The organism is bacterium, from assembly GCA_026708055.1.
Classification (GTDB): domain Bacteria; phylum Actinomycetota; class Acidimicrobiia; order Acidimicrobiales; family CATQHL01; genus VXNF01.
Genome location: JAPOVS010000080.1, coordinates 1 through 8,782, shown reverse-complemented (window position 1 = coordinate 8,782; position 8,782 = coordinate 1). Strand labels below are relative to the sequence as shown.

General features: G+C 68.1%; 12 protein-coding genes. 7 read left to right on the top strand and 5 right to left on the bottom strand.

The features are described 5' to 3' along the window. The first annotated feature begins 664 nt into the window (after positions 1–664). The gene (locus OXG55_16595; GenBank protein MCY4104856.1) at positions 665–1,561 is read left to right on the top strand and encodes an IS982 family transposase; all 897 of its coding nucleotides are present in this window, start codon (positions 665–667) and stop codon (positions 1,559–1,561) included. Here the strand turns inward: OXG55_16595 and OXG55_16590 are convergent. The 3 genes from OXG55_16590 to OXG55_16580 all read right to left on the bottom strand — a co-directional run bounded on the left by OXG55_16590 (position 1,485) and on the right by OXG55_16580 (position 2,841). Next, positions 1,485–1,847, bottom strand: coding sequence for a M20/M25/M40 family metallo-hydrolase (locus tag OXG55_16590; protein MCY4104855.1), 363 nt, complete (start codon positions 1,845–1,847; stop codon positions 1,485–1,487). The two genes, OXG55_16595 and OXG55_16590, sit on opposite strands and share 77 nt — an antisense overlap. A gap of 454 nt (positions 1,848–2,301) precedes the next feature. Then, positions 2,302–2,439, bottom strand: a complete 138-nt coding sequence (locus tag OXG55_16585; protein ID MCY4104854.1) for a hypothetical protein — start codon at positions 2,437–2,439, stop codon at positions 2,302–2,304. Positions 2,440–2,502: 63 nt separating this feature from the next. Then, a complete protein-coding gene (locus tag OXG55_16580) occupies positions 2,503–2,841 on the bottom strand; it encodes a hypothetical protein (protein MCY4104853.1) in 339 nt (112 codons plus the stop codon). A gap of 38 nt (positions 2,842–2,879) precedes the next feature. On the opposite strand from OXG55_16580, the gene OXG55_16575 reads away from it, so the two are divergent. Then, a complete protein-coding gene (locus OXG55_16575; GenBank protein ID MCY4104852.1) occupies positions 2,880–3,062 on the top strand; it encodes a hypothetical protein in 183 nt (60 codons plus the stop codon). Here the strand turns inward: OXG55_16575 and OXG55_16570 are convergent. Further along, complete coding sequence (locus OXG55_16570) at positions 3,059–3,325, bottom strand: hypothetical protein (GenBank protein ID MCY4104851.1); 267 nt, start codon at positions 3,323–3,325, stop codon at positions 3,059–3,061. The genes OXG55_16575 and OXG55_16570 overlap by 4 nt on opposite strands. Before the next feature lie 261 nt (positions 3,326–3,586). Here OXG55_16570 and OXG55_16565 point away from each other — a divergent pair, with 261 nt between their 5' ends. The 5 genes from OXG55_16565 to OXG55_16545 all read left to right on the top strand — a co-directional run bounded on the left by OXG55_16565 (position 3,587) and on the right by OXG55_16545 (position 7,717). Further along, positions 3,587–3,817, top strand: coding sequence for a hypothetical protein (locus tag OXG55_16565; protein MCY4104850.1), 231 nt, complete (start codon positions 3,587–3,589; stop codon positions 3,815–3,817). Between the two features lie 451 nt (positions 3,818–4,268). Continuing rightward, positions 4,269–4,409, top strand: coding sequence for a hypothetical protein (locus tag OXG55_16560; protein MCY4104849.1), 141 nt, complete (start codon positions 4,269–4,271; stop codon positions 4,407–4,409). Between the two features lie 143 nt (positions 4,410–4,552). After that, positions 4,553–6,352, top strand: a complete 1,800-nt coding sequence (locus tag OXG55_16555; protein ID MCY4104848.1) for a P-loop NTPase fold protein — start codon at positions 4,553–4,555, stop codon at positions 6,350–6,352. A gap of 757 nt (positions 6,353–7,109) precedes the next feature. Then, the gene (locus OXG55_16550; GenBank protein ID MCY4104847.1) at positions 7,110–7,313 is read left to right on the top strand and encodes a hypothetical protein; all 204 of its coding nucleotides are present in this window, start codon (positions 7,110–7,112) and stop codon (positions 7,311–7,313) included. Continuing rightward, the gene (locus tag OXG55_16545; protein MCY4104846.1) at positions 7,310–7,717 is read left to right on the top strand and encodes a type II toxin-antitoxin system death-on-curing family toxin; all 408 of its coding nucleotides are present in this window, start codon (positions 7,310–7,312) and stop codon (positions 7,715–7,717) included. Before OXG55_16550 ends, OXG55_16545 begins: the two co-directional genes overlap by 4 nt. Positions 7,718–7,838: 121 nt before the next feature. Here the strand turns inward: OXG55_16545 and OXG55_16540 are convergent, their stop codons facing one another. Then, positions 7,839–8,489: a serine hydrolase gene (locus tag OXG55_16540; GenBank protein ID MCY4104845.1), complete on the bottom strand. Its 651-nt coding sequence runs from the start codon at positions 8,487–8,489 to the stop codon at positions 7,839–7,841. Between the last annotated feature and the right edge of the window lie 293 nt (positions 8,490–8,782).

Below are 8,782 nucleotides of genomic sequence, written 5' to 3'. Positions count from 1 at the left end.
ACACCCTAACACCCCGCCACACTACCCCCACCCCGCAAGGAAACAACCCTGAAAACATCTACATATCATCGGCTATGCCCAAACATACCGAACAGCCGGGCCTGGACGCGGCCCGGAGGAAGGCGGCGGCCTCGGACGATCCGGAGGTAACCGACATGGTCGTGCCGGTGGAGCGGCTGGCGGACACGCGGCCCGTCGACCAGGAAATCTGGCAGAAGGGGCTCTTTCCTCACGACTCATCGTCTGCAAGCTGCGCGACGAGCGCACCATCAAGACCGTCGCTTCGGCGCTCGGCCTCGACGCAGAGGCCGGCTAGCTGCCGCGACCGCGTAGCCAGCCGTCTGATCGATTAGCCGCGCGCCGCCTCGTGGTGTCCTCATCACGTTGTACGGATAGAGCGTGGGACAAGGTCGGAGCGAAAATGATAGGCGCGCCGCCTCGTGGTGTCCTCATCACGTTGTACGGGCCAACGCCACCTGCTCTCCGAGCGAACACAAGTAGGCCCCGAGCAGGAGTGTTGCTGCGGTGCAGCAGTCCGGGTTCACGCCACAGCCCCTAGATGGTTGGTTCCAAGGGGTGGGTCCGCGGTCGGAGGGTTGAGGGAGTCCAAGATTGGGAGGCGAAACTGCCCCCGATCCTGGAGGGCCTTGGCAAGAACCCAGACTTGGACACCCTCGTGGTGGCACTTTACGTGACGGTCGATGATTTGTTGGTGGCGCACCCCGACTGGGCGCCTGAGCGGCCGGCGGTGGGGATCGCCCCGAAGCTGTCCGATGCGGAGTTGGTGGCCTCAGCGGTCTTGTCGGTGTTGTTGGGGTTCGACTCCGAGCGGCGGTTCGTGCGCTGGGCCCGGGCGAACCTGCGGGCCTGGTTCCCCTACCTTCCCGGTCATGCGGGCTACAACAAGCGGCTGCGCCGCAGCGCCGAGATGCTCCGGCACGCCATCGGCGCGCTGGGCCGGGACTGCCCGGCCTGGTGCGACGACGTGTGGCTGGTGGACTCCACGCCGGTTCCCTGCGGGCGCAGCCGCGCCACCCAGCAGCGCTCCGACCTGGCGGGATGGGCCGAATACGGCTACAGCGCCAGCCGTTCCCGCTGGTTCTGGGGGCTGCGCCTGCACCTGCTGGCCACACCGGCGGGGCTGCCCGTCGCCTTCGCGCTCGCCGGCGCCAAAGCAGACGAACGCGAGACCTGCTTGGGCATGATCGCCCGCGGCGGCCCCGCCCGGCCCGGCCAGACCCTGCTCGCCGACAAGGGCTACCGCAGCGCCGCCTTCGAGGCGGAACTCGCCGCGCAGGGCATCACCCTCATCCGCCCCGCCACCCGAACAGAGCCCCCACGACCCGGCGAACGGTTCCTGCGGCCGTTGCGCCAGATCATCGAATCCATCATCGGCGCCCTCAAGGACCAACTCGGCCTCGAACGCCACCGAGCCCGCAGCCCCGCCGGCGTCTGGGCGCGGGTCCTGCAACGCCTCCTCGCCCTCACCGCGGTCGTCTGGCACAACCAAACAACCCAACAACCCCGCCCCGCCCGCGGCCTCCTCGCCTACGACCACTGACCCCTTGGAACCAACGATCTAGCTCCTGCATGGCGGCCAAGCCGCCCTTCATGTCGGCCGAGTCGACGCCCCACAGCACATCGCCCTCGATCCGGGCCTCGGCGCTGCTGCTGGGAGGCACGGTGTCGGTGTGGCCGGCCGGGATCAGCCGCCAGTGCTGGCCCAGGTCGGTTCGAACCACCAGGTTGTCGCCGATGCGGAACACGTCGAGGTGCCCGCTGTTGTCGTGCAGCGACTCCTCGATCAGGTCGGTTATGCGGGTCTCGTTGAAGCTGACCGGCGGCATGGCATCGCTCGGCCGTAGGCGTCACCGATGAGTCGCATCCACCGGCGGCGCGGCCTGTGGCGCTAGCTCTGCTCGCCGCCGGCGGCGCCCCAGAGGTGGGAGCGCGCGAGTACGACGACCTGAAGGATCTTCGGGCTCTCACGGCGCTCCTTGGATTGGTGCTCTCAGGCTGGCGGGCGCGTCGGCGCGGGCTGTGAAGTTCCTGCTCGGCGGCGCGGTCGTCGATGTCGGGATCGTCGACTGTCGCGGCGTAGGCCGCGAGGCTTCGGCTAGGTGGCGCAGCCCGGCGAGCATCCGGTCAGCAGCCGCACCGGCCGCGGCAGCCGCAGGGTTTGCCGCTGCGGCTGTGCAGTGACTGTGACAGCGTGTTTTCGGCTTCGGGCAGATATGCCTCGATCCGGTCCGCGACGTAGCGGATTCCCATTGACACCGATTCCAGCAGTCGCACGCTTTCTTAAATGTTCATGGAAGTTTGCGTCGTCTCCTTGATTTCTCGCATCGCCACGTCCAAAGCAGTCAATCCCGGCGGCTCGGGCAGCAACGACCACGGCAGTGATCCATCCGGGTCGGGGGCTGGATCGGCTGCAGCCATCTCGCGGATCGTAGCCAGCGCGTCTGCTCTCAAGGGAGGGCGCTGGGGGCTCCGGTGGTGTGCTCAGGTGACGGTGCTGTCTATTGTTCCGTCGGCGATCTGGGTCAGCAGCGCGTCGCCGGTGCGGGCGTCGCGGACGGAGCGCACGACCGCGCCGTCGGCGCGACGGGTGATGGACAATCCGCGCTGCAGCACCCGGGCCGGTTCGAGGACTTGGACCCTGCGGTGGGTGGCGGACACAGCGGCGGATGCGGCGTCGATGTGTCGTCGGGCTGCGAGCGTCAGACGAGCCCGGGCGCGCTCGAGGCGGACGCGGTCTTGTCGATGGGCCGCAGCCGCGACGCGGGTCAGCCGCTGGGCGACGTCGTCGACGTGGTGCGCGGCTGACTCGACGATCTCCACGATGCGCGCTGCGGCTGCGGTGGGGTAGCGAAGCTGGTGTGGGCCATCTCGTCTGCGGTGCTGCGGTCGCGCTGGTGGCCGACGCCGGCGATCACGGGCCGGGGGCACGCTGCGGCGGGCGCGGCGGGACCCTGCACCGCTGTGTCAGCCTCGACGAGCACGAACCCGAAGCCGCATTGATCGAAGACGCGGCGGATGTCCCTGTGAGCGGCGCTGCCTAAGACGGTGACGACCCCCACACGAGTCGGACCGCCGCCATCTCGGTCTCGCCGCTGCGGGTCAGCAGCCCTTCGGCGTCGAGACGGCGCAACAGCAGCTCGCGCTCACCGGCGACGGGCAGAGCCTGACCGCCAAGTGCGAGGTGCTCGCCGGACGCGAGCACCTCGTCAGACGATGGCTCGACCAGTAGTACGGTGCAGAGAAGGAGCCCAGCGGCTGCGCCGGCTGGGCCGAATTCCAGGTGGAGTTCGGGCAGGCGTTCCATGCGCAGGACTGCTCAGCCGCTGTCGCCTTGGGGGATCTGCATGTGCAGACAGGGTTCGGTGATGCCGAGTGGGTCGCATGGGGTACTTCTCCAAATGCTGAGACGGCGACAGCTGCTGACGGCGGCGCTCGCCGCCGAGGACAGCCTCTGGATGCAGATGCCCGCATGCACGCAACGCCCTCGCCGCGGGCGCCTCTTGCCAGTTCTTCGGCAGTGTTCCTGAGCTCGGTGGACAGGTAGTCCCCGTGGATCTTCACGATCGTGCAGCGGCTGTGCGCTATCGGCACTGTCCCAGAAGCGTGCTTCGGGCCCGACACCATGGTCGGGTCGATCCTGTCGTCGGTGAGCGTCGCCTCCAGGAGCCGGTCGAAGTTCGTGGTGACGATCACCTTCACGAACCCGTTGGCGATCAGCGCGGCGATCGCACGGTGCGCCCGGATCGGGAGCTTCTGTCCGTTCGCGCCGCACCCCTGGGGAATCTCGTCTTCTTGATTGGGAATGTCCTCGAACAGGTACGCTTGTACCGCAGTTGACCTGCCCAAACGTAGGTATAGAACTACCCACGATCCCCTGATTGTGCATGCAGCGCCATGAGCGGAGTGGCTCGGGGTTCTCGCCCCGCCGGCGCTGGCGCCCGCCGGCCCGATTACCGTTGTCGGCCCTGTCTCTCGTCGCGCCCTCCGGGTACTCTGGGCCCATGACCGATCCGGTGCCGCCGATCATGACCAGGATGAGTGGTTCCCGCCTGGGGGCCCGCATCCGACGACGGTGTCGCCAACGCTCATGGTGACACGCCCGCCGGCGCAGATCCCCAAGGGTCTGTTGGATCGATCGCGCCCGAAGGCCGCCGGCGTGGTGCGCCTGCCCCCACGTCGCCTGGTCGCCACCCTATGAGTACGACTTGGCGGACCGCCGTCAGCGCTGCCGCGCCTACTAGCGGGTAATGACCGAGGGCCTCGCCGACGACGTGCTGTGGTTCATCGACGTGGACGAGGTCGTCGCCCTCTGGGCCAACTTGGTGCTGTCGCCGCATATTCGGGCGCCGTGGGAGCGCTGGTTGCGCGCCCACGGGCTGCTCGACTAGCCGGTGCTCGCGCCACTGCCGGAACAGATCCGCGCCGTCCTCACCACCGAGCGACTAGTCCCTATCACACGTCACCTCCGGGCTGCGACCTGAGCGTGTCGGCGGCTCCGTCATCGCCCAGCCCGATCCCGGGGAGGTTCCCCATGCGCATCCAGGCCCGTGGTCGTCGCGGCCCTCACCGCGGCACCAAGCCGCCTTCCACATCAATCGGCTGGGGAGTGAGGCTTACCCAAGCGCTGATCGCGGCCGCCGCGGGCGCCGCCTATGGCCGCGCCGCTGAGGCCGGGTTCGGCGCTCCTGCGCTGCAGGGGCTCGTGGCGCTTCTTGCCGCTTCCGGCGTGGTCGTGGTTCTTGGCCAGGAGCATCTGCGCGATGCGTTGGATCGCGGTGTCGGCACATCGGAGCGGGAGGGTTATGGCGTGCGAGCCCTGTTGCTCACCATCGCGCCACCGTTGGCCATAGCGGGCACGTTGATCTATCTCGCGAGCTACGAGCATGGGGGGCCGTTGGGTCGCCTCGAGGAGCACACGTTGCAGGTAGGTGTGGTGTTCGGTGTGCTTGTCGCCGTGCTGGTGTGGCTGCTCGTCGCTGCCGCCACCACGCCGCTGTTGGCTCTCGCCGCCCGCAAGCGCGCCGGCGTGTCGTCGGCGCCTTGGCCCCCGGTGCCTGCAGATCTCGCGGGCTTGCCGTGGCCGGACACCTTCCACGCGCCGCCCGAAGACCCGTACGAGAACGACGCCTTCGAGCGCGAAGACGACGTGCGTCGGTTCTGCGAGCTGCTGGTGGCTGGCCGGGCACCGGCGGTGTGGGCGCTCGCGGGGCCTTGGGGTTCGGGGAAGTCAGCGTTTGCCCGGATGGCAGCTGCGGAGTGCGAGCGCCAGAGCGCCGTCAGCAAGTGCATCGAGGTGTCCGCCCCGGCGGGCCGGCTAGGGGGCGCACCGCTATTCGACCTCGCGGCGGCCTTGGCGCACGGTCTGACCCCGGCAGATGCTGAGGAGCGCCACGGCGGGCTCTCGCGGATCTTCGATCTGGCGCGCTCCTACGCGGAACCTGTCCGCCTGGCGCAAGAGTTGCGCGCCGGCGACGACCCGCGTGGAACCCTCAACGAGTTTGCTGGCGCCGTGCGGGAACTGGTGGAAGAAGCCGCCGGCCGGGTCGTCCTATGGATCGACGACCTTGACCGCTGCCCGCCGGATTACGCGTTGGAGATGCTGCACGCCGTGCGCGCCGTCACCGCGTGCCGCAATCTCTCGACCGTGCTCGTGGTGAACCACAAGGCGCTCGTCGCCGCAGCCGACCACAGGTACGGGCTGGGCCCCGAAGCCGGGGCCTACCTCGACCGCTTTATCGATTTCCGGATCGACCTACCGCCGTTGAGCGGCGACGACATCCTGCCTGGGGGGCTGCGCGAAAGGTGGATGCTCCAGCGCGCCGAGACCATCGGCCTGGCCGCAACGATGAAAGACACCGACCCCCTCAAGATGCTGACCGGCGCGGCCTGGACCGAGGAGCTGTCCCTGCGGGACCTCGAGCAGATCGTGTACCGCGCCTCGGTCGTGCTGGGAAGCATCCCAAGGTGCCTGCCCCCCCTTGGCGGCGGAATGGACTATCCCGATCCCTTCCCGGACGCCGACCGGGAGACCATATCCCTCGCTGTGTGCGCGCACGTTCTACTCAACGTCTGGGACCACGAAACCAGAGAGCAGGCTCTCGGGCTGGCCACCAGGGAAACGCCACCCCGCCCGGACGAGATGGACAACCTGATCGGGTCCGCCCCCTTCATCCCCTGCGTCGGGGGCGGACCCTCGTTCGTCGAGACCCTCAAACCGGCACTGGCAGCGCTGCGGTCCTGCCACCACGAGCACTACACCCGGCGCGTACCAGACCTGTCGATCATCAGCGGCTGGGCAAACGAGATCACGCCACCGCGCGTCGACGTCTAGCTTGAGCGGTCCCCACCAGCCCCAACGTCGCGATGGTCCCCGACAACGCGTGGCTCGCTCGCATCAGGAACGAAGTGCGACTCGACACCCAGGGAGGACAGCGCAATCCAACCACCGCTAGCAGCAATCCCACCACAGGTCGACAGGGACAGCCTGCGCGAGCAATACAAGGGAAGCAAGAACGGTTGCGCCAGTTCCGGTGGGGGGAAACAGAAGGTCGCCTCTACGGGAGCGAATTGATCGCACCGATGGTCCTGCTGGCGGTCACGACTCCGATAGTGTCCGACGCTGTGAACGCCGGCTTCGAGAATCGTGCTGCGACCGGGGCATGACGAGGCTGCGGAGGTGTCGTCCAAAGAAGATCAACGGTCGGAATCGATACCTGAACAGCCGCAATAGCAGCAGTGATAACTGAATTCTCTAGACTTGCCATTTCCGCAGCGTGTGGGCCATTTTGGCGTCGAGATTCCGTGGACCCCAGCTCCACTCATGAAGCTCATGTGGTCCATGCGCCATCATGACGTCCCAGAACTCCGAGGTCAGAGCGCTGCCGCTCGAGGTAGCGCGGCCGCACGTGCCCACTAGCCGCACGTGGCGTCTGCGAAGGAAGGTGGGAACCGGACTTCAGGAACGCTCACCGTTGCCAACCATCAATCAAGCCGTGGGGTGCCCCGGATTCTTCGCGATCAGCGTCCTCGAGTCTGGGCCGTCATGGCGCAGTCGGGCATCTGCGGTATCGCTCTGATACCATATGGGTGTGGCAATGACGTTGCGGCTGACCGATGAGGAGCGCCGTGCCCTGCGCGAGCGCGCCGCCCTCGATGGCGTGTCGATGCAGGAGGCGGCCCGCCGCGCGGTGCGCGAGTTCGTGGCGCGCCGCGATCATCAGGACCGCGTCGGCGCCGCGGCCGAGCACGTGATGCACCGCCATGGCGAGGCGCTGCGGCGTCTGGGAGAGTGACCGGTCCTGTCGAGTTCCTCGACGCCGACGACCTGATCGAACTCGCCCGCCGCCTGCTCGGAGATCCACCCCCGGTCCGCGACCTCGGACTGCTCACCGCCGCGGCGGCGCGCCCGCAAGCCAGCACCTTCGGCTCCGACGCCTATCCCGACATCTGGACCAAGGCAGCCGCGTTGTTGCAGTCCGTCGTCAACAACCACGCCCTCATCGACGGCAACAAGCGCCTGGGATGGCTCGCCACCGCGGTATTCCTCGAACTCAACGGAGCCTCCGTAACCGCGGCCCACAACAACGGCGTATACGAACTCGTGATGCGCGTGGCGGCCGAGGAACTCTTTGTCGAGGAGATCGCCGACCTGCTGCGCGAGCTATCTCCACCCACGCGCACCTCCCCGGACGACTGACGACCCGCGACGCCGGCAACCGCCCCAGGCTTCGCGCCAGCTGAAACGAGTTCCGCGTCGCGTGCGATGGCCGGATGGCCGCGCTTGGTCGGAGTGCGCGGCTGCGAATTCATCGGGCGGCTCACCCGTTGAAGTCGTGCGTCAGCAGGCGGTAGGCGAGGCCGTCGACGCTGATCACCGAGTTCGACAGGACGACGACCCCCTCGCGTGTCTCGGGATCGAAGCCGATGAACGAGCTGTAGCCGCCGGTGGCGCCGTTGTGCCACACGAACCGCCGCTCGCCGTCGTCGGCGACTACCCACCCCAGCCCGATGTCCATTCCCAGCCCCGGATCGGCGACCTGCGGGACGTGGGTACGCGCCATCGCCTCGCGTAGCGGCGTCTGCCGCAAACCGAGATTCGCTTCCAGAAAGATCAGTAGATCGTTGACAGTCGAACGCAGGGCTCCCGCGCCGGCGAGAGCCGGGATGTCCCAGCTGGGAACCGGCCGGAGTTCCTCGTCGTGCCCGGGGGCCAAACGCTCCCGCAGCGGCTGCGTCAACTCGACCGCGGTGCCCGCCATCCCCAGCGGTTCGAGGATCCGCCCCGCGATGAGCGTCTCGTAGTCGACCCCCTCTCGAAGAGCGAGAGCGTGGCCCAGCAGGCCATAGCCCAGATTCGAGTACTCCACGCTCTCGCCGATGCCCCGGGCCAGCTTGTGACCTGCCAGGAACTCGTAGAGACGCTCGACGGTGTAGTCGGCGTACGGGTTGGCCCAATCGGCCGGCGCCAGGTTGTCGGGCAGCCGCGGCAGTTCGGCACCTGGAACCGCGGATGTCGCCTCCGAACCCGTCTCGCCGGGGCCTCGGGAACCGCCACCGGCGGGTCGTCGTCCGGCGCCTCAGGCGCCGCCGCCACACTCGTCTCGCTGGGAGTCTCGGGAACCGTCACCGGACTCGTCTCCCCGCACGCCGCACCCCACAGCGCCAGCGTGACGCCGGTGACCCCCACAACGAGCGCCCTGAGGTTCCCCCTGCTGGCTTGGCATCTCGATTAGGGGGTGGTCATGTCTGTGATGCGGGAGCA